This is a genomic window from Brevibacillus sp. HD3.3A, assembly GCF_013284375.2.
Lineage (GTDB): Bacteria > Bacillota > Bacilli > Brevibacillales > Brevibacillaceae > Brevibacillus > Brevibacillus parabrevis.
In genome coordinates this window covers 5,033,404-5,057,526 of the sequence record NZ_CP085874.1, presented here as the reverse complement: position 1 = coordinate 5,057,526, position 24,123 = coordinate 5,033,404, and the positions used below count along the sequence as shown (strand labels likewise).

At 50.4% G+C, this 24,123-nt stretch carries 28 protein-coding genes and 1 pseudogene; 15 read left to right on the top strand and 14 right to left on the bottom strand.

From position 1 onward, the window contains the following. The first annotated feature begins 22 nt into the window (after positions 1 to 22). The gene (locus tag HP435_RS23635) at positions 23 to 568 is read left to right on the top strand and encodes a hemoblobin-interacting domain-containing protein (RefSeq protein ID WP_173598506.1); all 546 of its coding nucleotides are present in this window, start codon (positions 23 to 25) and stop codon (positions 566 to 568) included. Between the two features lie 168 nt (positions 569 to 736). Here HP435_RS23635 and HP435_RS29320 read toward each other — a convergent pair whose 3' ends face one another. Together HP435_RS29320 and HP435_RS29315 are read right to left on the bottom strand one after the other, a co-directional pair. Continuing rightward, a complete protein-coding gene (locus HP435_RS29320; RefSeq protein ID WP_370641110.1) occupies positions 737 to 1,099 on the bottom strand; it encodes a methyl-accepting chemotaxis protein in 363 nt (120 codons plus the stop codon). Positions 1,100 to 1,258: 159 nt separating this feature from the next. Continuing rightward, positions 1,259 to 1,708 (bottom strand): annotated as a pseudogene (locus tag HP435_RS29315) (protoglobin domain-containing protein); the annotation flags it as partial. 292 nt (positions 1,709 to 2,000) lie between these two features. On the opposite strand from HP435_RS29315, the gene HP435_RS23620 reads away from it, so the two are divergent. Together HP435_RS23620 and HP435_RS23615 are read left to right on the top strand one after the other, a co-directional pair. After that, positions 2,001 to 2,537, top strand: coding sequence for a suppressor of fused domain protein (locus tag HP435_RS23620; RefSeq protein ID WP_122964460.1), 537 nt, complete (start codon positions 2,001 to 2,003; stop codon positions 2,535 to 2,537). A gap of 16 nt (positions 2,538 to 2,553) precedes the next feature. Next, the gene (locus HP435_RS23615; RefSeq protein ID WP_122964461.1) at positions 2,554 to 3,018 is read left to right on the top strand and encodes an NUDIX domain-containing protein; all 465 of its coding nucleotides are present in this window, start codon (positions 2,554 to 2,556) and stop codon (positions 3,016 to 3,018) included. 335 nt (positions 3,019 to 3,353) lie between these two features. Here the strand turns inward: HP435_RS23615 and HP435_RS23610 are convergent, their stop codons facing one another. Next, complete coding sequence (locus tag HP435_RS23610) at positions 3,354 to 4,253, bottom strand: DMT family transporter (protein ID WP_173598571.1); 900 nt, start codon at positions 4,251 to 4,253, stop codon at positions 3,354 to 3,356. A 243-nt stretch (positions 4,254 to 4,496) separates the two neighbouring features. Between HP435_RS23610 and HP435_RS23605 the strand changes: the two genes are divergently transcribed. Both HP435_RS23605 and HP435_RS23600 read left to right on the top strand, forming a co-directional pair. Continuing rightward, on the top strand, positions 4,497 to 5,933 hold the full coding sequence (locus HP435_RS23605; protein ID WP_173598504.1) for an aminotransferase-like domain-containing protein: 1,437 nt from the start codon (positions 4,497 to 4,499) through the stop codon (positions 5,931 to 5,933). Positions 5,934 to 5,992: 59 nt separating this feature from the next. After that, entirely contained in the window at positions 5,993 to 6,184 is a 192-nt protein-coding gene (locus tag HP435_RS23600) for a hypothetical protein (RefSeq protein WP_173598503.1), read from the top strand. 68 nt (positions 6,185 to 6,252) lie between these two features. Here HP435_RS23600 and HP435_RS23595 read toward each other — a convergent pair whose 3' ends face one another. The 7 genes from HP435_RS23595 to HP435_RS23565 all read right to left on the bottom strand — a co-directional run bounded on the left by HP435_RS23595 (position 6,253) and on the right by HP435_RS23565 (position 11,386). Then, positions 6,253 to 6,783 carry a hypothetical protein gene (locus HP435_RS23595; protein ID WP_173598502.1) on the bottom strand — a complete coding sequence of 177 codons (531 nt, stop codon included), beginning with the start codon at positions 6,781 to 6,783 and terminating at the stop codon, positions 6,253 to 6,255. Next, the gene (locus tag HP435_RS23590; protein WP_173598501.1) at positions 6,780 to 7,409 is read right to left on the bottom strand and encodes a hypothetical protein; all 630 of its coding nucleotides are present in this window, start codon (positions 7,407 to 7,409) and stop codon (positions 6,780 to 6,782) included. Before HP435_RS23590 ends, HP435_RS23595 begins: the two co-directional genes overlap by 4 nt. A gap of 75 nt (positions 7,410 to 7,484) precedes the next feature. After that, a complete protein-coding gene (locus HP435_RS23585) occupies positions 7,485 to 7,820 on the bottom strand; it encodes an aspartyl-phosphate phosphatase Spo0E family protein (RefSeq protein ID WP_217365631.1) in 336 nt (111 codons plus the stop codon). Between the two features lie 168 nt (positions 7,821 to 7,988). After that, the gene (locus HP435_RS23580) at positions 7,989 to 9,398 is read right to left on the bottom strand and encodes a helix-turn-helix domain-containing protein (RefSeq protein ID WP_173598500.1); all 1,410 of its coding nucleotides are present in this window, start codon (positions 9,396 to 9,398) and stop codon (positions 7,989 to 7,991) included. Positions 9,399 to 9,584: 186 nt separating this feature from the next. Beyond that, positions 9,585 to 10,442, bottom strand: a complete 858-nt coding sequence (locus HP435_RS23575; RefSeq protein WP_255679253.1) for an IS3 family transposase — start codon at positions 10,440 to 10,442, stop codon at positions 9,585 to 9,587. Positions 10,443 to 10,474: 32 nt separating this feature from the next. Next, entirely contained in the window at positions 10,475 to 11,158 is a 684-nt protein-coding gene (locus tag HP435_RS23570; protein WP_173600257.1) for a helix-turn-helix domain-containing protein, read from the bottom strand. Between the two features lie 78 nt (positions 11,159 to 11,236). Continuing rightward, a complete protein-coding gene (locus tag HP435_RS23565; RefSeq protein ID WP_173599649.1) occupies positions 11,237 to 11,386 on the bottom strand; it encodes a hypothetical protein in 150 nt (49 codons plus the stop codon). A 214-nt stretch (positions 11,387 to 11,600) separates the two neighbouring features. On the opposite strand from HP435_RS23565, the gene HP435_RS23560 reads away from it, so the two are divergent. From HP435_RS23560 to HP435_RS23550, 3 genes are all read left to right on the top strand, one after another. Continuing rightward, positions 11,601 to 12,956 (top strand): Nramp family divalent metal transporter, encoded by a 1,356-nt coding sequence (locus tag HP435_RS23560; RefSeq protein WP_122964466.1) that lies wholly within the window; start codon positions 11,601 to 11,603, stop codon positions 12,954 to 12,956. A 109-nt stretch (positions 12,957 to 13,065) separates the two neighbouring features. Beyond that, entirely contained in the window at positions 13,066 to 13,587 is a 522-nt protein-coding gene (locus HP435_RS23555; RefSeq protein ID WP_122964467.1) for an NfeD family membrane protein, read from the top strand. 19 nt (positions 13,588 to 13,606) lie between these two features. Beyond that, positions 13,607 to 15,193 carry a flotillin lipid rafts scaffold protein FloT gene (locus tag HP435_RS23550; protein ID WP_173599648.1) on the top strand — a complete coding sequence of 529 codons (1,587 nt, stop codon included), beginning with the start codon at positions 13,607 to 13,609 and terminating at the stop codon, positions 15,191 to 15,193. A 55-nt stretch (positions 15,194 to 15,248) separates the two neighbouring features. Here the strand turns inward: HP435_RS23550 and HP435_RS23545 are convergent, their stop codons facing one another. Then, entirely contained in the window at positions 15,249 to 16,004 is a 756-nt protein-coding gene (locus HP435_RS23545; RefSeq protein ID WP_122964469.1) for a polysaccharide deacetylase family protein, read from the bottom strand. Between the two features lie 174 nt (positions 16,005 to 16,178). On the opposite strand from HP435_RS23545, the gene HP435_RS23540 reads away from it, so the two are divergent. Then, positions 16,179 to 17,591, top strand: a complete 1,413-nt coding sequence (locus HP435_RS23540) for an aspartate kinase (RefSeq protein WP_173599647.1) — start codon at positions 16,179 to 16,181, stop codon at positions 17,589 to 17,591. Here HP435_RS23540 and HP435_RS23535 read toward each other — a convergent pair. Beyond that, positions 17,513 to 17,959: a M67 family metallopeptidase gene (locus HP435_RS23535; protein WP_229049745.1), complete on the bottom strand. Its 447-nt coding sequence runs from the start codon at positions 17,957 to 17,959 to the stop codon at positions 17,513 to 17,515. The genes HP435_RS23540 and HP435_RS23535 overlap by 79 nt on opposite strands. A gap of 110 nt (positions 17,960 to 18,069) precedes the next feature. Between HP435_RS23535 and HP435_RS23530 the strand changes: the two genes are divergently transcribed. The 5 genes from HP435_RS23530 to HP435_RS23510 all read left to right on the top strand — a co-directional run bounded on the left by HP435_RS23530 (position 18,070) and on the right by HP435_RS23510 (position 21,884). Then, the gene (locus HP435_RS23530; RefSeq protein ID WP_122964472.1) at positions 18,070 to 18,921 is read left to right on the top strand and encodes a DUF72 domain-containing protein; all 852 of its coding nucleotides are present in this window, start codon (positions 18,070 to 18,072) and stop codon (positions 18,919 to 18,921) included. A gap of 22 nt (positions 18,922 to 18,943) precedes the next feature. Further along, the gene (locus HP435_RS23525) at positions 18,944 to 19,768 is read left to right on the top strand and encodes a sulfite exporter TauE/SafE family protein (RefSeq protein WP_122964473.1); all 825 of its coding nucleotides are present in this window, start codon (positions 18,944 to 18,946) and stop codon (positions 19,766 to 19,768) included. 28 nt (positions 19,769 to 19,796) lie between these two features. Continuing rightward, a complete protein-coding gene (locus HP435_RS23520; protein ID WP_173599645.1) occupies positions 19,797 to 21,254 on the top strand; it encodes a bifunctional metallophosphatase/5'-nucleotidase in 1,458 nt (485 codons plus the stop codon). A 17-nt stretch (positions 21,255 to 21,271) separates the two neighbouring features. Further along, the gene (locus HP435_RS23515; RefSeq protein WP_122964475.1) at positions 21,272 to 21,511 is read left to right on the top strand and encodes a DUF6154 family protein; all 240 of its coding nucleotides are present in this window, start codon (positions 21,272 to 21,274) and stop codon (positions 21,509 to 21,511) included. A gap of 70 nt (positions 21,512 to 21,581) precedes the next feature. Further along, a complete protein-coding gene (locus HP435_RS23510; protein ID WP_173599644.1) occupies positions 21,582 to 21,884 on the top strand; it encodes a YunC family protein in 303 nt (100 codons plus the stop codon). Between the two features lie 168 nt (positions 21,885 to 22,052). Here HP435_RS23510 and HP435_RS23505 read toward each other — a convergent pair whose 3' ends face one another. Both HP435_RS23505 and HP435_RS23500 read right to left on the bottom strand, forming a co-directional pair. Then, positions 22,053 to 22,442, bottom strand: coding sequence for a nuclear transport factor 2 family protein (locus HP435_RS23505; protein ID WP_370641083.1), 390 nt, complete (start codon positions 22,440 to 22,442; stop codon positions 22,053 to 22,055). A gap of 58 nt (positions 22,443 to 22,500) precedes the next feature. Then, a complete protein-coding gene (locus tag HP435_RS23500) occupies positions 22,501 to 22,965 on the bottom strand; it encodes a DinB family protein (RefSeq protein ID WP_173599642.1) in 465 nt (154 codons plus the stop codon). A 208-nt stretch (positions 22,966 to 23,173) separates the two neighbouring features. Here HP435_RS23500 and HP435_RS23495 point away from each other — a divergent pair, with 208 nt between their 5' ends. After that, complete coding sequence (locus HP435_RS23495) at positions 23,174 to 24,085, top strand: LysR family transcriptional regulator (protein ID WP_173599641.1); 912 nt, start codon at positions 23,174 to 23,176, stop codon at positions 24,083 to 24,085. Positions 24,086 to 24,123: the final 38 nt, after the last annotated feature.

The window sequence follows — 24,123 nt, the reverse complement described above, 5'->3', positions numbered from 1 at the left end:
GGAGCAAGTCGAGAATAGCGGATTGCCGGCACCTGCTTTGAACGTTGTGCTCAAAAGCAACGGCATGTTTGAAATCGCGTTTGCCGATAACTTGAATTGGCGCGAGAACATTGTCCGTATCCGCAACAAAACAGAAAACAGGATCATCGCTGAGAGTGACATCGATACGACACAAGCCGGAAAAATCATGATGAATCAGTCGAACTACGTCTATGAGCCGGGGAGATACGAATTTGTCATTTCCGCAACAGGCTACCAGGATGTGACAGTCGAGATTGACGTGGCTCCGCCAGTGGCGCCCCCTGCCTTAACAGGGACGGTCGTGAGTGAGCATGAATTTCACATCACGTTTTCGGACGATCCAAGCTGGCGCGAACACATCACGAAAGTATGGGATCGCTCGAACGAAAGATGGATTGACGGATTCCGGCTGGATACCACTCAGCCAGGAAAAGTTATCATGAATGTTCAGGGAAGAAACTATGCGCCTGGTACGTATGAATTTGCTATCACGGTAGACGGATACACGAATGCCATCGTGGAGTTTGAGGTCATAGAACGTCGATAATGTTGTGCATGAAAGCTCCATCAGCGGCCCCCGGGAAAAGTCCGGGGGTTTTCTTTTGCCGAAAAAGGCTTGCCGGGATTGCGATGAAAGCCGCAATGGGACGCACCGTGAGCAAAAAAACAGCCAAGCGGGACATATTCGCCCCGCTCGGCTGTTGACTGAAAAAGACTATTGCCTGCTTTGCAAGCGGCAAGACAGCTCATCCAAGGCTTGGATAATCGATAATAATCGCTCGGAAGTGGAATCGAGCTGATCGGCTGATTGCGCGGAAAGCGTGACCTGTTGCTCGATTTTTTGCAGTTGGGAAACCATGCTGCCAAGCGAATGATTGATTTCTTTGGAAGAAGCGTTTGACTTGTCCGCGAGCTTGCGCACTTCATCGGCGACGACGCCAAAGCCGCGCCCGTGTTCTCCCGCCCGTGCCGCTTCGATGGCTGCATTCAAGCCCAGCAAATTCGTCTGCACAGACACATCGGATACGAAGCCGCTCAATTTCTCGATTTCTTCGTTTTGCTCTTTGAGCACGCGCATGGATTGGGCGATCTCTTCATTGTATACGGCAAGATTGGTTGCAGACTCGGCAAACACAGAGGAGATGCGCAACGCTTCCTGGGTAGTCGTGCTTAACTCGGCAGCCATTTGCTCCATGTTCTCGCGGTAGATCGCATTTTCGCGCATAGTTTCGCCTATGTATTGTTCCAGAATGATCGCGGAATCAAAGAACACCCTTTTGGACAGCGCCTGGTAAAAGGCATCCGGATCGCTGAGGGAGTGCAGCCTTTGGGAAAACAGCCGCAAATAAAGAGAATAGCCCCCCAAAAACCAGGAAGCGGACAAACCGATTCTGGCATGAGTGGAGCCGATCCGTTGGCGACTTGTGATGTAGTGGGCGTCGATGACATTGCTCGTCAGCGATTCCACGTAGTCATACTGCATGTTTTTCAGTCTGTCGACCGCTGCATTCGCCTGTATCAACTTGCGCAGATGCGAATGCTTTTCCAGTTCTTCGTAAAAACAGTCAACAATTTCGTGCAGGTGAGTCTGGACGTACTCTTTGTGACGAGCTAACAAATCCAGATCCGCCTCCGTCAAAGCGTAAAAATCCAGTAGTTCTCTCCACTTCTTTTCTACTTCAATCAATGCTGCCGACCCCTTTTTCTTGTCTGATTGTCTGATAGGTTAAGAAAACACTTTTCAAATTTTACCAGAAAATCTATAGGAAAATGCGATGATTTTGTGAATACTTTGCATAATGTTCCGCTGCTGAAAGAAATTGGGGAACATGTACATTCGTTTGGGGCAATGATAAAATAAATAGGTATGGTCAAGGGGCTGGATCAGAAATAAGATACGCTCAGTATGCTTGCGATTCGGAGCATGCTTTTTTCGGGTGAACCGCACATTTTTTTCTTGTTGAAGCGAGGATATACATATGCTAGTAACAGGGCAACTGATCGATCATTGCGAGCGTTTTTTCGGGTGTCGGGGAGAATTGTATCAGCTCGAAGCGGCGGATGTGCTGATTGCGGTTTATCCGGCATCGCGCAGGCGCGGATGGTGGACATACGTGACGCTGGAGTTGCACAAGACCGGAGCGAGCGAATGCATGCTGTATTCCTATCAGTTTCAAAAAGGAATGATCGCGCATCTGGCGACGATTGCGTCGGCGGTGATCCGTCAGTGGGAACAGGAGCAGAAGCGCGTGCAGGCAGGAGAGCTGTTCAAGCTGGAAGAGGCGATTGTCGAAGGCTCTGTGCTGAATCACGCCGTGCTTACCCCCGCCTATTTTGAAGAGGTCGGCTTTGAATATTATACGAACGGCGCCGACGTCATCCGCTTCATGATGCTGCATGCGATCGCAGAATCGGAAGCCGGGTATGTCGAGCGTTTTGGACTGGATGCCTTGCAGGAATGTTTTGCGCACTCCGGTGTCGATTCCCTGCATGTTATGCGTACCCCTGCCATCTGAGAAGGGAGCGAGCGGGATGAAAGAAATACGTTTGCGAGTCACAGTAGTGGTCTGGCACGAAGGAAAAGTGCTGGTGATTCGGGAAAAGGGCAAAAACGGAACCTGTTACAGCTTGCCGGGTGGAAATGTGGAGTATTTGGAAGCCATCCCGGACGCCACGAGGCGGGAAGTATGGGAAGAGACCGGACTGCTGGTCGAAATGGAGCGTCTGCTCTGGGTGGACGACCGGATTGATCAGGAAGGCACTGGCAAGCATACGGTGGGGATTGCTGTCCTCGCCAAGCTGGTGGGAGAGGACAAGACGCCGATTCCCGGCGGGCTGGAGGACGAAGAGATCGATTGGGCAGGCTGGGTGACGCTGGAGGAGTGGCGAACGTTGCCACAGTATCATAGCGCGCGGCCCGATCAGGTTTTGCAAGCGTTGAGCGATCCAGTCTATCGCCCGGGATATATGGGAAACATGCTGGATCAGACGAATTGACCAGTTGGCTAATGGAACGATAGCAGCAAAAGCACCGTCCTTTTCATCGGGGAGCGGTGCTTTTTTATGCGCAGCAGACAAGATGCCTGTGAGCTTGGTGGAAAGGAGTCGCTGCCTGCTGTTTGTGGGCGGTGCTTTTTTATGTGCCGCAGACAAGATGCTTGTGAGCTTGGTGGAAAGGAGTCGCTGTCTGCTGTTTGTGGGCGGTGCTTTTTTATGTGCCGCAGACAAGATGCTTGTGAGCTTGGTGGAAAGGAGTCGCTGCCTGCTGTTTGTGGGCGGTGCTTTTTTATGTGCCGCAGACAAGATGCTTGTGAGCTTGGAGGAAGCAGTTGTTATCTGCCAGGCGTGGACGGCGCTGGCTGTTTTTCGGTGACAGAGGCATTTTTTCCTTTGGCAACAGCGAGCACGACGATGACGGTCGCCAGCACGGCTCCCCATGTAAAAGGCTCGGCGAGAAGCAGCCAGGAGGCGATAATCGACAAAAACGGCTGGAAGTATTGGGTCTGGCTGACGCGGGCGACGCCGCCAAGCGCAAGGCCGTGATACCAGGCAAAAAAGCCGAGAAACATGCTGACGACGCTGATGTAGCCAAAGCCAGCCCAGACGGTCCAGGAGGCATGCTGCAATTCCGTCAGGAGCGGACCCGCGATTGGGACGACGAGAAACGGGAAAGCGATAATCAACGACCAGCTGATCACTTGCCAGCCGCCAAGCGTTTTGGAGAGCTGCCCGCCGACGGCGTAGCCGATGGCAGCGGACACGACGGCTCCGAGCAACGCGAGGTCAGCCCATTGCAAGGCGCCAAACCCGGAGAGAACAGCGTAGCCGATAATCGTCAGGCACGCGACTATGCTGGAAAGCCAGTACGTTTTTCCCGGGCGCTCTCCGGCAAAAAAGGCGGCTGCGCCTGCTGTTGCGAGCGGCAGCAGGGCGATAATGACCGCGCCGTGGGTAGCGGGCACGCGCTCCATTGCCCATGAGGAGAAAAAAGGAAAGCCGATCACCACGCCAGCGGAAACGAGGACGAGCTGCCTGAATTGGGCCAAGGACGGCAGCGGAACGCGCTTGAACACGAGAACCAATGCAGCCAAGATGGCAGCGATCAGCGCACGGCCAAGTCCGGCCGATGCGGGCGAGAGCGCAGTGACGACCACTTTTGTCACAGGCAGGGTGAGGCTGAAGCTGCATACGCCGAGCAAGCCGTATAGCATGCCCGCCTTTTCCAAGGTCATGCCGCCGTCAGGCTTTGCGTGTGCGGGCGTGTCTTGCGCCCGTTTTGTGTGTGCTTCCTCAGGTAGAGAGTCTGCTTTCATTTGTGATCCCGTCCTTTGTTGATGAGAAGTGCGAACTGCGAACTGTGTGCTTTCAGCTTAGTAGAGGACGGATGGGAACGGTAGGGCCAATTGGCAGCAGGATGAGTAGGCCAATTTGTCGAAGCTAATGGAAAAAAAAGACGGTGAAGAGGCGGGGACGAGATGGAGTGGAAGCCTGACAAGCTTGCGGGGATTCCGGTGTATCAGCAAATCGCGAAAAGATTGGAGCAGCAAATCGTATCCGGGGAGCTGCCGCCAGGCGCTTCTTTGCCGCCCGAGCGGGTATTGGCGAGAAGATTCGGCGTAAACCGGGGAACGGTATCAGCGGCATATGAGGAATTGCGGGCAACAGGGCTGTTGCAATCGTGGCAAGGAAGCGGTACATGGGTCAGCCGACATTTGTGGGGAGTCCAGCAAATGCCGAACTGGTACAAATACACGAACGGAGGGGCGTTTTTGCCTGCCTATCCGCTTGCCAAACGCATCCAGGATGCTTGCCTGGATTCCTCGATCATTAACCTGGCGAAAGCAGAGCTGCATACGTCGATGATTCCGTCTATGTCTGCCGAGCAGTTGGGCGGTTTGAAGCATATGCACCTGGAGCTTGGCTACGCGCAGCCAAAAGGAGATCCGGGACTGCGGGCCGTGCTGTCCGAGCATTTGGCGCAGCATTACGGGATCAAAGCGGACAGCGAGGAAATTTTGGTGACCTCCGGGGCGCAGCAGGCGCTGCATCTGATTACGCAGTGCCTGTTGAATCCGGGCGATGCGGTCGCGATGGAAGGGCCGTCTTACTCGTATTCCTTGCCGCTGTTCAGCTCGGCCGGGCTGCGCCTGTTTCGGCTGCCGCAAGACGAGCAAGGGATCATCACGGAGGCATTGGTTGCGTTGCATCGAGAACAGCGGATCAAAATGGTTTTCGCCAATCCGACATACCATAATCCGACCGGAATTGTGATGAGTGAACCGAGGCGGGCGCAGCTTTTGGCCGCTTGTCAGGACTTGCGGATTCCTTTGGTGGAGGATGACGCCTACGGGGCGCTCAGTCTGGCAGGAGCGGCACTTCCTCCGCGACCGATCAAGGCGATTGACCAAGCGGGACATGTGCTTTACGTCAACAGTGTGTCCAAGACGGTAGCTCCGGGGCTGCGGATCGGCTGGCTGGTGGGGCCGCGCTCTGTCGTGGAGCGGCTTGCTGACGCCAAGCAGCAGATGGACTTCGGCACAAGCAGTATCTCGCAGCAGCTTGCGCGTCATTTTTTGCAGGAAGCAAGCTGGCAGGAGCAAATAAACAAACTCGCCATTTACTTGCGAGAGCAGCAACAGGCGATGAACGCTGCTTTGGAAACCGAATTGCAACAATATGCTGCCTGGAACAGACCAGCGGGCAGCTATCACATCTGGTGCCAACTGCATGAGCCGCTAGAGAAACAGGAGCTGCTGGATCGTGCAATCCGGGAGGGAGTCGTCTTCACTCCGGGCGGGGTGTATGGTGCCGAGCCGGGTTGGCTCCGGCTGACGTATTCGTGGGAAGAGCCGGACAAAATCAGGGAAGGGATTCGCCGCATGAAAAAGGTGCTTCAAATGAGCAAGCGATAAGGAACGTCCCCCTGGACCATACTAGGAAAATCACACCAGGATGGAAAAGGGGGAGTACGATGGGATTTTCGCTTGTTATCGGATTTCTCGAATCCCTGACCTCTTATTATTTGGTCATTTTGCTTTTGGTGGTCGGCCTGATTTTGCGTTTTCGGTACTATGTCGCCTACCGCAATCGGCAGCTGACCCGTGATGCGGCTGTACGAGACCTTCAGGGGGACCGCCAACAAGATGCGGATTTTGTACGCTGAGGCATGGATAACAGAAAAAATGCCGGTATCCTGTACGCTAAGGATTACTGGCATTAACAATTGATCTGCTACTTCGGATTATCTTCTGGAAGTAGCGAATATTCTAAACCCATAAAACTAGCTACAGAGAGCTTTTCTTCGTTTATGACCTGAAATCGGTAACTAGCAGGAGACAGTAGCGCCTGGTTATCAGCTTCTGTTACATTTTCTTTTAGCTTTAGCCGTTGCGAAATCGTATACCGATTCTCTTTGCTGTTTAACTCAATTTGAACGAGTGAAGGAGTCTCAACAAGCAAATTTTTAATTGTCTCGTTCCCTGGCAAATCTGCAAACGTAAAGTAAATGGGTTTTTCAGTATGCATCATTTTTTCTTTCAAATGGTCCGAAAGTAAGATTCGTAACGTGAGTTCTACCGAATTACCGTTTTTTGTTATCTGAAGCACGGATGTTTTTAAATTCTCACCTGTAAATTCATCAAAATATTCGTAAACGCTTACATATGACTTCTCTTTAGGGACTGTATCAGATGAACTAGCCTCGCTGCAACCGCTAAGGAGAACTATGAACAGAAGGAGAAAACTATAGAGAGGGCGGATCATAGATCTCTTGATTTTTTGCTAGAATACTCTTTGTACGAGTATTTCACGTTAACATAGTGAGAATCTTTTACTCTGCCTTGAAAATATTCGACTAAGCTTCCGGTTGTTTTTACGGCTTTCGATCCGTATTCAACAGTTGTAAGAGTACGCTTTGGTATGACCCATGTATGGGTTGTTTCTACAGTATCTTCACTTCCAAATGAAACTTCTGCATTAATGCCTACTTTCCCCTCTATTATCCTCCAGTTGACTTTTGTCTCGGCAGACGCACCTATTTTTCCAGTCAGAAAGGTTTTTCTTGTCACTTTTCTTGAAAAGGAATCGTTTTCGTTACTATCATTTTCAATATCAGCCTCATAGGATTTTGAATTGTATAGGTCCTTAGAAGAAATTTCATAGACTTTTCCAGTCATATCATTTCCTAAAGGCCTAAATTTAGATGAATCGTTCTTTGTAAGGGCATCTGTAAAATCGTACTCTACTGGGTTCTCATATACACGTTCAACGATCTGTAGGTTACCTATTTTAATAGGCGCACCTTGAGATACTGCGAAGGCAGAACCAGCTCCAGATACAACTAAACTGCTAAGTAAGAGAGTTGCGAAAGAAAGTTTTTTAATATTCATTTTTATCCTCCTGTATATTATCAGAATTTTTAAATACAAAACGATTACAATATATATTTTCAATTAAGGTTGTGATTACTTCGATTCAAATATCATTCTTGATTGAATTAACAGAATGTACTGATCTAATTGCTGACTTAATTCCACGACTTCATCATCCAACAAATCATTCTTCTCCAAAAACAATTGCACCAGTTGTTCCCTTAATTGTTCCACAATGTTTTTCAAATGATCTACATCGTGATAAGTCTCTCCTTCCCGATCTAAAGGTAGCATGGTACTTTTACTTATAGGAGCTGTAACTGCTCCTCCTGTGGGCGTTCCTTTAACCTGGTGAAGGGGTGGAACGCCCTTTTTATAGGCAATAGCTCCTATGGTTATCACTTCCCTTTTTATTACAATAAAGTACATTTATAACTATATACTAACATTCAAAAAGTTAGCGATTGATAAAATTTGAATAGTAAAAAAAAACATCCTCAAAAGAGGATGATTACTTTTAGTGTTTATCCACCAACACCGTGCTCATATTGTATAACGGTTCCTTTAGGAATTGCTGTTTGTCCACTCGCGACGCTGCTACACAGTCCCAAAACTAGAGCTATTGATAGCAAAATCGACCTCTTCATTTCGTATCCCCTCCATGATTCGCTTGTACTCCCTTTGTTGTTGATCTGTTGCATGTGATCGGAAAGTTTCAAATAGTGTAACGCAACGAATGAAATTACTGTCATTCTTCATGATAGCCGATAAAACCAGACAACGTAAAGTATCCTCCATTCCGCTTACGTACTGGTCATTGTGAAGTCGATACATAGCTAGCTCATATCGAAAACGAAAATAACGATCCGTCTGGATGGGATCACTGTAATCATTAAAATCATTAATCTGATTTGAAATTTGTTTGAGAATCTCATCCACTTTAAATCTATGCTTATTGGCTGATTCCATAATGCCTATTAGGCCAGAAAGGAGTTCGTTGGGGTGATCGATAAGGAAACGAGTGTATATAGGCAGAACATCGATGTCACCCAGAAGGACCTCTAACGTATATCGATTAGCCGTTGCCCACAGTCGAAACTTTTCTACCTCTATCCGTCCAGTTTCATCCAATAGTTCAAACCCACTCAGATCAGCATAACCAGAGATATACTCCTTCGCTTCTTCATACAATCCTTGTTTTTCCAGGGCAGCACTCTTCAAAAGGAATCCCTGACCGTAGTATACAACTAAATGCCGTTCTGTCTTCAGCGGAAGGGTTTTTCTGTTGATTTTTCGCCCACGCAACTCATTCTGATAAACAGCAGTTGCCAACTCTCTTAGCTCATCTGCATAGCGCTCTACCTCTTTCCATTTGTGAAGCGAAAAGCATACATTGGCAAGCTGTAATAGGGCATCCAATTGATAGTTTTCAGGCAGTCTCTTTCGATATGGGTCAAATTGTATAACTGCCCTCCAATTTTTCTCGGAATCGGTGCCTTGTAGAACTCGAAATAATCGATACTGTGCGATGACAAAACGTTCATTGTGGCTGTCTTTATCCGTATCAATGACGAACTGATAAAAAAGAACCGACTCCTTACGTTTCCCTTTGGTAAAAAGTTGCTCAGCTACCTGAAAAAGAATGGATGTGTTTTTCTGATAGTCCAGTAGCTTGGAAACAATCGAATCAATGCAATCCCGCCGACCAATTTCCGCGCATCGAACCAGGAATGGGATAACCCTGGAGCGCGAAACTCTTCCTTCTACAAAACACTCTGCCTCGTACAATTCGTACAGCCAGCCTTGAGCTTGCTCAAACACATGAGCGAATGCATCCAAGTGCCCAATCGTCATTGCCCGTGGTGGAATTCGATTTACGAGGTCGCTCAATACTCCCTGATTAATACCTGTTATCTCGCTAAGTCTAGTCAGTGTGTAACCACGTTCTTTTAAATGATATTCAATCTCTGATCGTAATGATCGTTGAACTGTCTTGCCTTCCCCCATATTACATCTATTCCTCCTTAACACAAGTAACACCAGGCTTCCTATATTTTACAGAAGGTGCAATCTTATGTAAATATTTTACAAAAAAATATCACCCTTCAATATTTGTGAAGTGCCCCCTGTCAAGTAGACAGTGAAAAAAACAAAAAGCTTAGACACCAATCTGAACCTAGGTTGGTGTCTTTTTTATGCCACAGAACTTTGTAAATAGTGCCTATATTCTAGGGGCGTCATACAGTTTAGCCTTTTCTGGTACCGATGATTATTGTAGTAATGTATGTATTCCGTAATGGCTACTTCTAGCTCTTCGTATGTATTGAATTTCTGGAGATAGTACATCTCCGATTTTAACGTTCCCCAGAATGATTCCATTGGACCATTGTCGATACACCTAGCTACCCTCGACATGCTCTGAGTCATTCCCGTATCATCTAGTTTCTTCTTGAACATTTTGTTCGTGTATTGAAATCCTCGATCACTATGAAAGATGGGTTTCGCATTAGGATATGCCCGATGGGCAATATCAAACGTTCTAAACACAAGCTCATTGTTGTTCGAGTGCCCAATCACAAAAGAAACAATACTTTTATCCGACAAGTCCAGAATCGCACTCAAATAAGCCTTGCTTTGAAGGCCGTACTTCATTTCCGTTACGTCTGTGAGCCACTTTGTACCGAATTCTACGGATTTGAAATCCCTGCTCAAGACATTTTCTGCCGTGATTTCAGGCGTTGTCGGAACGTAATTCTTTTTCTTTTTGCGGCAAACGGATTTCAATTCTAAAATACCCATGAGTCTGTATACGCGTTTATAGTTGATAGAAAGATGGAACTGTCGATTCAGTTTGATGGTCATCTGGCGATAACCAAGAATCCCCTTTTTTTCTTCGTAGGCACGCTTAATCATAGGCAGCAACCCTTTGTTGAATTTCTCGTTTTCAGTTTCTTTCCTATTTCGCCACTTATAATACGACGAACGCGGAATCCCTGCGATTTCACAAAGCTGACTGATGGCATATGATTTACTGTCGTACAGATTACGGATGGCAAGATAAATAGGTTCATTGCGGACTTGGTTTAGGGTCGCCCCCTTTGAATTTCGTCTAGCTTTTTTAGAAAATCGATCTCCATTTGCTTTCTTTTATTCTCAGCTTGAAGCAATGTATTTTGTGCTCGTAGCTTCTCCACCTCAGACATCTCGTTTTCAGATTTTCGTTTCCCACGTTTGTCCTGAAGCGCATCTACGCCAAATTTTATGTATTTGTGTGTCCATGAGTAAACCTGCTGATAGGAAACCTGAAATTCTTTGGCTGTTTGGGCATGATTATGCTGATGTTCTAAGCAGAATTTCACAATTTCGATTCTTTCTTCGAAAGTAGTCGCTCGTCCTTTTGTCATGATTGGTGTTCCTCCTGCTCCGGAAGATTTCAACTTCTCATGACCATTATACTTTAGAATCCATTTACGCAGTTGGCGGGTTGATTTAATGCCATATCGCTTACATATCTCCATATGAGAAGCACCGCCAGCTAGATAGTCCTCAACAGCAGATAACTTCAGTTCTGCGGAATAAGTCCTGTTCTTAGGTGTACTGAGCAGTCCATCTGGACCTAATGATTGATAGGTTTGAAGCCATTGTTTCATGGAGGAAAAGGTAACGTCTAGCGTGCTTGCTAGATGATTGAGAGAATCTTCTCCACGGAGATATTTTTCGATAGCTGCGATCTTTTCTGGTCCAGCTATTTTTGCTTTATGGGACATAAAAAAATGCTCCTCCTTACAGGTAGACAGTTTTATTATTTCAACTGTCTACCCAAAGGGGAGCATATCATTGTTCATTTAGATTACACCTTCATCCTGAATATAGTTGGCCTCGACCAAACACTCTAAATAACATACCGTGTAGACATTTTCTCCGATCCGCAGCTGTTGCTGGACGTAATCGGAGCTGCCGCTCATCTGCTCGGCCAGTTCCTGTTCCCAATTCACGATCAAGCCCTCCTGAAAAGGAATACGAGTAGTGTTCAACAAGCGCCCAAATATATGCAGGGCAACCATTGCAAAAGGGCGGAATCGGAGTATAATAAAACATATATTTCGCTAGGTAAACATTTTTGGTGGAGGCAAATTTCTATATTTTTTTGACCAAGAGTTGCCTTGGGGCAAAAAAGGTGACTTGATCCACAAATTGAGGTGAAGGGTTATGCTATCCAGATCAAACTCAGGCGAAGCTGCCCAAAATCAGCAAGCATGGAGAAAAGAGGCGGATGGGCCATCGTTGCCGGAAGTCCACCGCTCTATGAAAGTTCCGACCAAAGGCTCGTGGGTTCGCAAGTTTCTAGCTTTCGCTGGCCCCGGCTATCTCGTGGCGGTCGGCTATATGGACCCGGGCAACTGGGCGACGGATATTGCGGGCGGCTCCCTTTTCGGCTACTCCTTGCTCTCCGTTATTTTGCTATCGAACCTGATGGCGATCTTGCTGCAAGCGCTGGCTGGAAAGCTGGGGATTGTGACAGGAAGAGACTTGGCGCAGGCATGCCGGGATCACTACAGCAAGCCGGTAGCCATGGGACTGTGGGTACTGTGCGAGCTTGCCATCGCGGCGTGCGACCTGGCAGAAGTCATCGGGGCGGCAATCGCCCTGAATTTGCTTTTCGGAATACCGCTCGTGTACGGTGTGTTGATTACCGCGCTTGATGTCATGATCGTCCTGTTTTTGCAAAACAAAGGATTCCGCTATATTGAAGCGCTCGTGATTGCCCTGATTGCGACGATCGGTGCTTGCTTCGCATTCGAGATGTTTTGGTCGCAGCCGGACATCGCCGGGATTCTCGGCGGCTTCATCCCCAGCACAGAGATTGTGAAAAATCCGGAGATGCTCTACATTGCGATCGGGATTTTGGGGGCGACGGTCATGCCGCACAACTTGTACTTGCACTCGTCCATCGTGCAAACGAGACAGTACGACCAGACGACGTTGGGGAAAAAGGAAGCGATCAAATACGCAACGCTCGATTCGACGATTGCCCTGGTGTTCGCCATGGCGATCAATGCAGCGATCCTGATCTTGTCCTCCGCGACATTTCACCAGGCGGGGATGACAGATGTGGCCGACATTGCAGACGCTTATCACCTGCTGGCTCCCCTGCTCGGCACGACGCTTGGCAGCATTTTGTTCGGGGTCGCTCTGTTGGCGGCGGGGATGAACTCGACATTGACGGGAACGCTCGCAGGCCAGATCGTCATGGAAGGCTTTTTGAACTTGCGAATCACCCCATGGCTGCGCCGGTTGATTACCCGCCTGATTGCCATCGTGCCAGCCGTCATCGTCACCGCGCTGTACGGCGAGAGCGGGGCTACCGACTTGCTGATTTTGAGCCAGGTCATTTTGTCCCTCCAACTGTCCTTTGCTGTCGTGCCGCTCGTTAAATTCACCAGCGACAAGGCCAAAATGGGCGAGTTTGCCAACGCCGGGTGGCTGAAATGGCTGGCCTGGATCGTGGCGACGATCATTATGGGGCTGAATCTGTATTTGCTCGTGCAAACATTTATCGGATAAAAGCGAGAAAATCCTCTCTGTATACAGGGAGGATTTTCCTTAATTATGAAACCTTTTCCGAGCTGAAACGTATGAAAAATAGATGCAATCTTGGAAAGGAGTGACAAGCGTGGGCGTACTTGAAACCGTCTACATGGTCTGCCTTGTGAGTGGCATTATTTATACCGTCTTATCGCTTTTATTCGGCGATGCGGTCTCGGATTGGCTCGATCATTTTCATTTGCCGCTGTTTCAGCCAATCACTTTTGTCAGCGGCCTCACCGCTTTTGGCGGCGCCGGGTATATTTTGTCCCGTTTTACCAGTTTGTCTGACCTCGTCGTGTTTGTGTTGGCCGCGGTCATCGGTGCGGGTTTGGCAGTCTTCGCGTACTTTCTCTGGGTAAAGCCGATGAGCCAGGCAGAGAACTCAACAGGCTATTCCATGACCCAACTGGGCGGAAAGCTGGGCGAGGTGGGCACGACGATTCCGGCAGAGGGCTTGGGCGAAGTGCTGTTGCCCATGCTCAGCGGGACGACCTACCATATGGCTGCCAGTCTGGAGCGGGTAAGCATCCCGCAAGGAACGCGCGTCGTAGTGGTAGAAGTGCGCGACCATGTCTTGTACGTTATTCCTTTCCAGCCTGAATCATAGAAAAAGGAGCTGAGAGTGCATGTTTGAACCGGACATTTTAGTAACGGTCGGTATCGTAGTCGCAGTCTTTCTCGTTTTGGGGATCGCATTTTGGGCAAGGTACAAAACCGTTGGTGCCGATGAAGCGATGATCGTGACAGGGAGTTATTTGGGCACGAAAAATGTGCTGAGCGACGAGTCTGGCCGCAAAATGAAAATCGTCCGCGGCGGCGGTGCGTTCATCCTCCCGATTTTTCAACAAGCAAATTTTCTGAGTCTTCTGTCCCACAAGCTCGATGTGTCCACGCCAGAAGTATATACAGAGCAAGGTGTACCTGTCATGGCGGACGGTGTGGCGATTATCAAGGTCGGCGGTTCGATCGAGGATATTGCCACCGCTGCTGAGCAGTTCATGGGCAAAAAAGATGAGGCTCTGCGTGCCGAGGCGCAGGAAGTGCTCGAAGGCTACTTGCGGGCGATTCTCGGCAGCATGACGGTGGAGGAAATTTACAAAAACCGCGAGCGCTTTGCCCAGGAAGTTCAATCGGTCGCGACCAAAGATTTGAAAAAAATGGGGCTGTCCGTGGTCAGCTTCACGATCAAGGATGTGCGCGACAAAAACGGTTATTTGGCAGCGCTGGGGATTCCGCAGATCGCGGCAGTCAAGCGCGATGCGACGATCTCGCAAGCCGACGCAGACAAGGAAGCGCGGATCAGACAGGCCCAGGCCGAAGAAGAGGCGCGCAAAGCCGAGCTGCTGAAAGAAACGAACATCGCGGAAGCGGAGAAAGATAAAGAGCTGAAGGTAGCTGCCTTCAAACAGGAGCAGGACCGGGCGAAAGCAAGCGCGGACCAAGCCTACAAGCTGCAAGAAGCTGTCGCCAAGCAGCAGGTTACGGAAGAAGAAATGAAAATCGATCTGGTGCGCAAGCAAAAAGAGATCGAGCTGGAAGAAAAAGAAATTTTGCGCCGCGAGAAGCAATATGACGCGGAAGTGAAGAAAAAAGCCGATGCGGATCGCTACTCCGTGGAGCAAGCGGCGGAAGCGGAAAAAGCGAAAAAACTGCGCGAAGCCGATGCGCTCAAATACCGGATCGAGGCAGAGGCGAAAGCGATGGCGGAGCAGAAGCGACTGGAAGGTCTGGCGATTGCCGAAGCCGAGAAGGCGAAAGGAAGCGCGGAGGCAGAAGTAACGCGCCTCAAGCTGGAAGCCGAAGCGGAAGGGAAGGAAAAGCTCGCGGAAGCGTTCGAGAAGTTCGGTCATGCCGCCATCTTGGACATCATCGCCAAAATGCTGCCTGAACTGGCCGAAAAAATTGCCGAGCCGATGAAGGCGATCGACAAAGTAACGATTGTGGATGCGGGCGGCGGTCAGGGAGACGGCGTCAACCGACTGAGCGGCAATGTCACGAAGCTGATGGCCCAACTGCCAGAGATGCTCAAAGACGTATCCGGGCTTGATATGAACAAAATGATTTCCGATTTCATGCAAAAGGGCAGTGCGGCGCAGTCTGTTCCAACGGCGAACCAAAGTCAGCCTGTTGCTCCGTCTATCTCCCACTTGCTCGCGGGCAATCCCGCAGATGACAAGGCACGACCAGCAAACAAAACGGATCACAAAGCATAATGCGAAGGTGACAAAACACAAATCCCCCTTCAGCCACAAGGGGGATTTGTGCTGTTTAATCCGCTCGGTCTACTTGCTTGAGTCTACCGGAGTGCTTCATCAGCTCACTGACGGTAACGAAGCTGTAGCCGCGTTTTTTCAGCTCGGGCAAAATTTGTTCCAGCGCCTGCACCGTCTGTTTCCGGTTTCCGCCGTAGTCATGGAACAGGACAATATCGCCGTTGCGGGCGTTGTTCAGCACCTTGTCGACGATCTTTTTGACGCCGGGGTCTGCCCAATCGCGCGTATCCTGATGCCACGACCACATGATGACCAAAAAGCCGGACTGCTTCGCCGTATGCACGATGGACTCGCTGTAGTATCCCCCAGGCGGACGGAACAGCGCAGGTCGTATTCCTGTTGCCGAATGAATCGCTTCCTGAGTCTTTTCGACTTCCTCTCGCAACTGCTCCGGGGAAAGGCGGCGAATATCGGGGTGGCTGTAGGTATGGTTGGCAATCTCGTGCTGATCCTGAGCCAGTAAGCGAACGACTTCCGGGTACTGGCTTACACGTGAGCCAACCACGAAAAAGGTAGACTTGGCCTCGTACTTTTTCAGCAGGGCGGCAATTTGCGGGGTGTAGCCCGGGTCCGGACCGTCGTCAAAAGTGAGGGCAATGATCTTGCTTTTCGTGGGAACTTCCCAGACGATCTCCCCGCGCGTCTCGTAGTATTCGCGATTTTTTTCGCGAATCGCGGACGCCGTTTGGCTGTAGGAGAGAAGCAGGAACACGGCACAGGTGAGGAGGAGCAAGCGTACATGTTTTTTCATAACACACCTCATTGTGGAATCTCTCACCCGTTACTATGCGTCAACTTGTCCAAATTATTCTGTTGTGTACTTGTGGAAAAGACACTTGTTCTTTTTAGGTGGATGCATTAAGCTAGTAACATAATTCATGAAAGAAAAAGACCGGACAAGAGCGGATAGATGGAGGAGTAAAGAATGAAGGTAGCAAAATTTGGTGGCACTTCCCTGGCGAATGCCGAGCAAATAAAAAAAGTGTGCAGCATCGTCATGGCGGATCGGGACAGACGTCTCGTCGTCGTTTCAGCCCCTGGCAAAAGACATAAGGAAGATACAAAAGTAACAGACCTCTTGATCAGCTGCGCGAACCGTTTTTTGCAGCAGCAACAGGCCGAGGAAGAAAAGCAGGCTGTTTTTGCGCGTTATGAGGAGATCATCGCTGAGCTGGGGCTGGGAGAAGCTGTCGCAGAGCAAATCAAAAGCGAGCTGGATGACGTGCTGAGCAATCGGCAAGGCTTGTCAGCGGAGCGCTTCATGGATGCTGCCAAAGCAGCGGGAGAGGATACGTGCGCCAAAATCGTGGCCCACTACTTGCGAAGCTTGGGCGAGGAAGCGAGCTACGTCAATCCGCAGGACGCGGGGATGCTCGTATCCGACGAAGCGGGCAACGCCCACGTTTTGCCGGAAGCTTACGCGAAGCTCGCTTCTTTGCGGGAACGTAGCGGAATTACTGTCTTTCCCGGCTTTTTCGGGTATGCGAAAAGCGGTGAGTTGGTGACGTTCTCGCGTGGCGGCTCGGACATTACCGGCTCGATTTTGGCGGCAGCGGTGACTGCGGAAGTGTACGAAAACTTTACCGATGTCGACTCGGTGTACGTCGTGAATCCGAACTTGATTGCCAACCCGAAGGAAGTGAAGGAAATCACGTACCGCGAGATGCGGGAGCTGTCTTATTCGGGATTCAGCGTGTTTCATGAGGAAGCGCTAATTCCGGCTTACGAGGCTGACATTCCGGTGTGCATCAAAAATACGAACAATCCGTCTGCGCCAGGCACCATGATCGTTGCCGAGCGTCCGTTTGCGACAAACAGGGTGTCGGGAATCGCCAGCGACAGCGGCTTTTGCAGCATTTACGTCAGCAAGTATTTGATGAACAAAGAAATCGGCTTTGGCCGCAAGCTGTTGCAAATTTTTGAGGAGGAAGGGATTTCGTACGAGCACACTCCTTCCGGGATCGACAATATTTCGGTCATTTTGCGCGAGAAAGACCTGACAGAAGAGAAGGAAAAGCGGATCATCGAGCGCATGTTTCGCGAGCTGGGAGCGGACGACGTCGCGGTGCAGCACAGTCTCGCACTCGTCATGATCGTCGGGGAAGGAATGCGCCAATCGGTGGGCACCACAGCCAGAGCGACTACTGCTTTGGCTGCGGCGAAGGTGAATCTGGAGATGATCAATCAAGGCTCTTCTGAAGTCAGCATGATGTTCGGGGTGAAAGCGGCAGAAGCCGACCGCGCCGTAATCGCCTTGTATCAGGAGTTTTTTGGAGACGAAGGGGAGACAGCAGCAGAACTGTTGACTGCTTCGTCCGCCGCTTCTGTCACGGTGTAATCGCGCAACAGAAATGCCCCGTTCTTCCATTGATAGACGCGCCACTCCGGTGTCTCAGACGCCAAGCTGACGATCCAGTAGGAAAGCGTAGGGTAGTGCCAGCCCAAAACGTCTTGTCTGGACGGGATGGGAGCGGTATGCGGGTGCGTGTGCAGGACGCCCAGCCATTGCAGCTGGCGCTTGCGAATGGAGTGAAGCGCCTGGAGAAAGGCAGGGCCGTCCCAGGAAAAGTTGCCTGTGTCCGAAGAGATCGGCATGGCAACTGCATCGGTAATCGTCGCGTCTCTGCCCGCGAGCAGAGCGGAAAACTCATAAGGAACCGCCTCCTGAGCGTCACGCAGGAGGCGGTTCGCTACTTTTCGGCCCATGTATAATTTGTTATCCTTAAACGCAAAGGGGTCACCCAACCAGTCAGTTGTTTTCATGCGAAGGGACTCCTCCTGTTTGATTTCGCTTGATTTTGTTAGGGGTGTTTGCCATGAGTACGATACATGTGGGTGTCTGTGGCTGGGGCGATCATGACACGCTGTACGGACAAGGGGTGCGCAGCGGCGATAAATTGGCGGTGTACGCCAGCCATTTTCCGATTGTGGAAGTAGACAGCTCTTTTTACGCCATTTTACCACAGCGAAACTACGAGTCGTGGGTCCGGGACACTCCGGACCGTTTTGGATTTATCGTGAAGCCGCACCAGGCGATGACGGGCCATCAGCGGGGAGATGCGCCTGTGAACCGGCGCGAGCTGTTTCAACAGTTTGAGGAGAGCATCCAGCCGCTTGTCGAGGCCGGGAAGCTGAAGTCGCTTCTGTTTCAATTCCCGCCCTGGTTTGACTGCACCAGGGAACATGTCCAGTATGTCCAGGCTTGCCGGCAAGCGATGAAGGCGTATCCGTTTGCGGTGGAATTTCGCCATCAGAGCTGGTTCGAAGCGCGGTTTAGAGAGCGCACGCTGGACTTTTTACATAAAATCGAAGCCGTGCACGTCTTGTGCGATGAACCACAGGCAGGGCAAGGATCGGTTCCGATTGTGCCCGCCGTCACGCATTCTTCGCTGGCTCTCGTCCGGTTTCACGGGCGCAACAAATCGGGGTGGCGCGATCCGGGAGAAGGTCAAAAATGGCGCGATGTGCGCTACTTGTACCGCTACAGCGAGGAAGAACTGGCAGAGTGGCTTGTCCACATCCGGCAGATTGAGCAGGAAGCGGATGAAGTTTGCATTTTGTTCAACAATAACTCTGGAGGCGATGCGGCAGCGAACGCCAAGCAGTTTTCAGACATGCTGGGACTTGATCCGAGCGGTTTGAATCCCAGACAGATGGAGTTGTTTTAACAAGGAAGAAAGAAGGGGAGACATGCTTGTAGCCATCGCTGTTTTGTTTTTGGTGATCGGGGTGGTCGCCGGAGTCATTGGCAGTATCGCCGGGCTTGGCGGCGGCATCTTTTTTGTTCCGGCGTTGCTGTTTTTCGCCAACTGGTATGAGCCGAACTCCATGTCTCCGCAAGTAGCGGCAGCGACCTCGCTGCTTGTGATTGCGGTGACGGCGCTGTCCTCGTCCATATCGTATATCAAGCAAAAAAAAGTCGATATGCAAAGCGCCCTGCTTTTTTTTATTGGCAGCGCGCCTGGTGCTATCGTGGGTGTCTACCTTAATACATTACTAGCAACAGAAGATTTTACACTGCTTTTTGGCTTGTTTCAGTTGTGCATGTTCGTCATCCTGATGGTCAAGGACAAACTCCGGCCGCGCCAGATCAACTGGGAAATCAAGCGGCAGTTTGTCGACAACGAGGGCAATGAATACGAGTATGGATATAGCAGGGTGAGTGTCATTACGATCGCTTTTTTTGTCGGGATCACGTCTTCTTTGTTTGGCGTGGGTGGCGGAGTGTTGATGGTTCCGGCGATGATGCTGTTGTTCCGGTTTCCTCCGCACATTGCCACGGCGACCTCCATGCTGGTCATTTTTTTCTCGGCGGTGATCGGCTCGGTCACAAACATTTTTCACGATCATGTGAACTGGCTGTATGCGGCGATGCTGGCACCTGGCGCATGGGCGGGCGGCAAGCTGGGCGCGGTCATAGCCAGCAAGCTGAAAGGACGCACGATTGTGCTGTTCTTGCGCATCCTGATTTTGGCGATAGCTGTACAAATGATCATAAAAGCGATCATCGGTTGACCTTAGAGACAAAAGGGAGGGGAAAGTCGTGGCGGACACCTGGACCTTGCACTTGCTGCACACGAATGACCTGCATAGTCATTTCGAAAAAATGCCGCAGATTGCGACTTGCCTGAAAACAAGCCGCCAGCTGTGGGAGGCCCAACAGGAACATGTGCTGACAGTCGATATCGGGGATCATATGGATCGCATGGATGTCCGCTCGGAGGCAAGCTTCGGAAAAGCGAATGTCCAAGTCATGAACAGATGCGGCTACCAGTATGCGACGATCGGCAACAACGAGGGCATCACGCTGCCCAAAGAGAAGCTCGACGAGATGTACGAGCAAGCGGACTTCACGGTCATCGTCGGCAACTTGCTGGATAAAGCCAGCTCGGCACCTCCACAGTGGGCTGTCCCCTATGCTATCCATACGCTTGGAGAGCTGCGGGTCGCTTTGCTTGGCATGACGATTCCTTTTTCTACTTATCAGAGCCTGGGCTGGGAAATTCTCGATCCGCTTCCGCTTATTCGTGAGCAGGTTGCTGCCTTGCGCTCTTCGGCGGATATTTTGATTTTGCTGTCTCATCTCGGTTATCAGACGGACTGCCGGATCGCCGCGGAAGTCGAAGGGCTGGACGTGATTTTGGGCGGTCATACGCACCATACGCTTCCGCACGGGGAACGGGTCGGAAACACGTTGATTGCCCAGACGGGGCGTTTTGGCGAGCACGTAGGCCACATCCGGCTTGTGTGGGATCGCGACGGCAAACAGATTGCGGATGTCTCGGCAGAGTTGTTTGACACCGCCAGCTACGCGCCGGATGAGGCGCTGCGCGATTTTTTGCAAAAGGAAAAGGCAGCGGCAGATGCCAGTCTGTTTCAGCCGATCGCTGAGCTGGAGCAGGATTTGCACGTCAACTGGACGGAGGAGACGCCGTTTGGCTCGTTTGTGGCGGCGAGCATTCGCAGATGGACCAAAGCAGAAGTGGGGATCGCCAACGGAGGACTGTTGCTGTCCGACTTGCATCAGGGCCGTCTGACGTTTGCCCAGCTTTTGGAAAGCGTGCCGCACCCGATCAACGCCTGCGCTGTCACGTTGACGGGGGAGCAGCTCGCCAGTGTGCTGGAGCAGGCGATCCAGCCGCAAATCGTGCATCGCGAGCTGCGCGGCTGCGGTTTTCGCGGCAAAATCGAAGGCTGGATGGCAGTGGACGGGCTGCGGATTCGTTATGAAGAGTCGGGGCAGCCGCACATCCTCGCGATTGAAGTCAACGGGCAACCGCTAATCCGCGAACGGGAGTATCGTGTCGGTACGGTTGACATGTTCATGTACAATCGCCTGTTTCCCGACTTGCTGCAAGGGCGGGAGATTGAATTTTTCCACCCGGAAATGCTTCGCGAAGTGATTGCCAGTACGATCACAGACCGAACTTTGGTGCAAAGCGCTTTTTTGCCGAGATGGGAAAAGGTGTCCCCTGAAAGTTCTGGGCATGCTATCGAATGAAGCAGGGGGGATGAGCCATGAGATTTATCGACGAAGTATACGAGCTGTACAAAGGTCATTTCAACGGTGACGAAGAGGACATTACGGCCGTGGTGGTTGGAGTTTTGCACGAGCAGGACCGCGACGCCCTGCTCGGACTGGCGGAAGAAATGGACGAGGAAGAGCTGTTTCACATGATGGCTACGTATATGATTGAAGTGATGAAGCGCAAGGTCGCAATGGAAGACGAGCAGTTCCCGGCTGTGAACTTGCACTGATTCACACACTTTTCGCTCCTGTGTCATAGGATGGTAACGCAAAAGGCAGGAGAGAAAAGGAGGGAGCAGGATGGTCGAGGTATTGCCTATCCACTTTCCGGAAGGGACGGCGATTGCCGTCACGGTACGGCTTCCCAAGACGACATTGCTTGCGGTGACGACAGACAAAGGGTACATCATGTGCGGAGCATTGGACGTGGGTCTGTTGAATGAGCGGCTGGCGAGCCGGGAGATTTTGGCTGGCAGGGCTGTCGGGGTGAAAACGATTGAGGAGCTGCTGGATGCGCCGCTGGAATCGGTGACGACAACAGCGGAGGCGCAAGGCATCAAAGCGGGGATGATCGGACGGGAAGCGGTCGTCAAAATGCTGTAGCGATGATGAATTAACGGTTCAGAAATGGACAGCGGAACGCCTTTGTCGATGAGACGAAGGTGTTTTTTGTTTTTAGACTGACCCCAATAAATGAAACAGCGGCGACCTAAGACCGGAAAAGAAAGCTTAGACTCGCCGCTGCTTTATTGAACTATCGCTCTCGTTAGATTAATCAACCATCGGTGCCTCGTAATTTTTTAACGGCATTCCTACGTATTCTCGGAAGGAGCGGACCCGATCCTTCTCAAACTCGAAGACGACCGAAAGCTCATTTTGGAAAGGCCTGCCGTACAGCAATCCTTCCGAGCGAAATACGACCATCCCGTAGCTCTCATTCTCTAGCTCGATCAGCGGTGTGAGGCTCATCTGAAATACCGAGCGCTCAAACCTGATTAATTCCTCGAACCGCTCTTGGCCTTGCTGCTTCTGATTCCAGCCTTCCAGCGGCAGCGGAACGAAGAAATGAAAATCATCCGTAACCTTTTTCAGGAAATCGCTTGTATTCCCTGTTTCGAAAGCACGCCTAAAAGCAGCAAATACTTCATGGATTTTCGTCATAACAAGCCTCCTCATTTCATTGTGTGATCCATCGCTTTAGGTATCTAGACGCAGGGCTTCATTTTATAAGCTTAAGCTGGCTTGAAACTGTACCAAGGTGAATCCCTTCGTGGACCAGAGCAAAGTTGAACAGCTCGCCTGCCGTATCGAATTGGAATGGCCCCATGACATACGGCGATTTCAATGGTGCATCGAGCATCTCAGGCGTCAGCTCGGATAGCCGGGAAAGCTGCATCGTCAGCAATTGAAGCAATTCTTCCTTGCTCGGGGGAGCTATCGTCCATGAAGCTGGCTTCGTACCGGACGTAAACAGCGCTTCATACTGATCTGGAATCAAGGATGGAGAATCGAAACAAAGCGTGGAGTACCGATCCATCCAAAAGATGATGTGACCGACATTCCAGCGGATTGTGTTGTGGAAGCCCATCGGTTGTATGTCGAGCTGTTCCTCGGAAATGGCTTGAACCTGACCAATGACAACCTGACGAAGTACGTTACCAGTGTGGATAATGGTTTGACTCATAAGATCATGCCTCCTTTTTTGTTGCTGCTCTCTTAATGCAAGTGTAGCTCTCCCCTGAATACGCAACAATCACACGATTCCGATGCAATTGATCGGTCTCACTAATCGATCGATTACCGATTCGTGCAAATCATCCATATAGTGGGTATACTGAAAAGGAGTCATTCGCTTCTAAGACGTGCAAAAAATGGAAAAGGGGCATGACGGTATGGAACTAAGACAACTCCAGTATTTTGCTGCCATCTGCAAGGAGATGCACTTCTCCAAAGCGGCAGAAAATCTCTGTACGACTCAGTCGAACCTCAGTCAACAAATTAAGTTTTTGGAAAATGAACTGGGACTTCCGCTATTTGATCGCATTGGGAGACGGATTGCTTTAACTGATGCGGGGCAAATTCTTTTGGAGCAGAGCAAGATCATCTTCGAACGCATTGACTACATTCAGGGGGCCATTGCGGACTTAAAGAAAGTAGATGGTGGCAAGCTGGATATCGGGATTCTTCCTGGCGACGGAGACCTTTTGTTTGACGCCCTTCTTATCGACTTTCATCGCTCGTACCCGAAGTTGTCGATTAAAGTCACGGAGTCGACAGATGTGTACGAACAGGTTGTCGACGGTATCCGGGATCTTGGCGTTACCACAACTCCTGACAAACCTGATGATCGTATCACCGTTATACCGCTGTTCCATGAGGAGTTCGTCTTGGCACTACGCTCGGATCACCCCGCTGCGAAAGCGAAAGCCATTCCCTTCGAGCAATTGCAGAATATGAAGCTGGTCATGTTCGGTTCGGAACATCAAATTTCAAAGGTCATTAATGCCTGCTGCCAGCAAAAGGGGATCAAGATCGATAGCCCGATTGTAACTTCCACCCTTTCGACATTGCTATCCTTGGTCGAGCAAGGCGTAGGAGCTTGCATTCTTCCCCGCTTGTTAGTGGACAATCTCAATCGCGATACGATCACCGCCGTCACCCTTTTGAATCCTACGCCAAGCCAGGATATTTGTATCATCTACCATGCGGACAGGTTTATGGGGAAAGCGGCCAAATTGTTCATCGAGGTACTGGAGTCTTATATTCAGAGAGTCATGGAAAACAGCAACCGATCGTTAGGCTGAACGTAGTTGACAGCATTAGATTCCTAAAAAGCGTTTCT

Coding starts and splice junctions, on each gene's coding strand:
- HP435_RS23595 (WP_173598502.1), bottom strand. CDS start 6,783: ATGATCCGCCCTCTCTATAGTTTTCTCCTTCTGTTCATAGTTCTCCTT.
- HP435_RS23590 (WP_173598501.1), bottom strand. CDS start 7,409: ATGAATATTAAAAAACTTTCTTTCGCAACTCTCTTACTTAGCAGTTTA.
- HP435_RS23560 (WP_122964466.1), top strand. CDS start 11,601: ATGCTATCCAGATCAAACTCAGGCGAAGCTGCCCAAAATCAGCAAGCA.
- HP435_RS23530 (WP_122964472.1), top strand. CDS start 18,070: ATGAGTACGATACATGTGGGTGTCTGTGGCTGGGGCGATCATGACACG.
- HP435_RS23500 (WP_173599642.1), bottom strand. CDS start 22,965: ATGAGTCAAACCATTATCCACACTGGTAACGTACTTCGTCAGGTTGTC.
- HP435_RS23515 (WP_122964475.1), top strand. CDS start 21,272: ATGAGATTTATCGACGAAGTATACGAGCTGTACAAAGGTCATTTCAAC.
- HP435_RS23510 (WP_173599644.1), top strand. CDS start 21,582: ATGGTCGAGGTATTGCCTATCCACTTTCCGGAAGGGACGGCGATTGCC.
- HP435_RS23525 (WP_122964473.1), top strand. CDS start 18,944: ATGCTTGTAGCCATCGCTGTTTTGTTTTTGGTGATCGGGGTGGTCGCC.
- HP435_RS23550 (WP_173599648.1), top strand. CDS start 13,607: ATGTTTGAACCGGACATTTTAGTAACGGTCGGTATCGTAGTCGCAGTC.
- HP435_RS23540 (WP_173599647.1), top strand. CDS start 16,179: ATGAAGGTAGCAAAATTTGGTGGCACTTCCCTGGCGAATGCCGAGCAA.
- HP435_RS23610 (WP_173598571.1), bottom strand. CDS start 4,253: ATGACCTTGGAAAAGGCGGGCATGCTATACGGCTTGCTCGGCGTATGC.
- HP435_RS23605 (WP_173598504.1), top strand. CDS start 4,497: ATGGAGTGGAAGCCTGACAAGCTTGCGGGGATTCCGGTGTATCAGCAA.
- HP435_RS23535 (WP_229049745.1), bottom strand. CDS start 17,959: ATGGGCCGAAAAGTAGCGAACCGCCTCCTGCGTGACGCTCAGGAGGCG.
- HP435_RS29320 (WP_370641110.1), bottom strand. CDS start 1,099: ATGCGCGTGCTCAAAGAGCAAAACGAAGAAATCGAGAAATTGAGCGGC.
- HP435_RS23505 (WP_370641083.1), bottom strand. CDS start 22,442: ATGACGAAAATCCATGAAGTATTTGCTGCTTTTAGGCGTGCTTTCGAA.
- HP435_RS23600 (WP_173598503.1), top strand. CDS start 5,993: ATGGGATTTTCGCTTGTTATCGGATTTCTCGAATCCCTGACCTCTTAT.
- HP435_RS23570 (WP_173600257.1), bottom strand. CDS start 11,158: ATGTCCCATAAAGCAAAAATAGCTGGACCAGAAAAGATCGCAGCTATC.
- HP435_RS23615 (WP_122964461.1), top strand. CDS start 2,554: ATGAAAGAAATACGTTTGCGAGTCACAGTAGTGGTCTGGCACGAAGGA.
- HP435_RS23580 (WP_173598500.1), bottom strand. CDS start 9,398: ATGGGGGAAGGCAAGACAGTTCAACGATCATTACGATCAGAGATTGAA.
- HP435_RS23545 (WP_122964469.1), bottom strand. CDS start 16,004: ATGAAAAAACATGTACGCTTGCTCCTCCTCACCTGTGCCGTGTTCCTG.
- HP435_RS23585 (WP_217365631.1), bottom strand. CDS start 7,820: ATGTACTTTATTGTAATAAAAAGGGAAGTGATAACCATAGGAGCTATT.
- HP435_RS23495 (WP_173599641.1), top strand. CDS start 23,174: ATGGAACTAAGACAACTCCAGTATTTTGCTGCCATCTGCAAGGAGATG.
- HP435_RS23620 (WP_122964460.1), top strand. CDS start 2,001: ATGCTAGTAACAGGGCAACTGATCGATCATTGCGAGCGTTTTTTCGGG.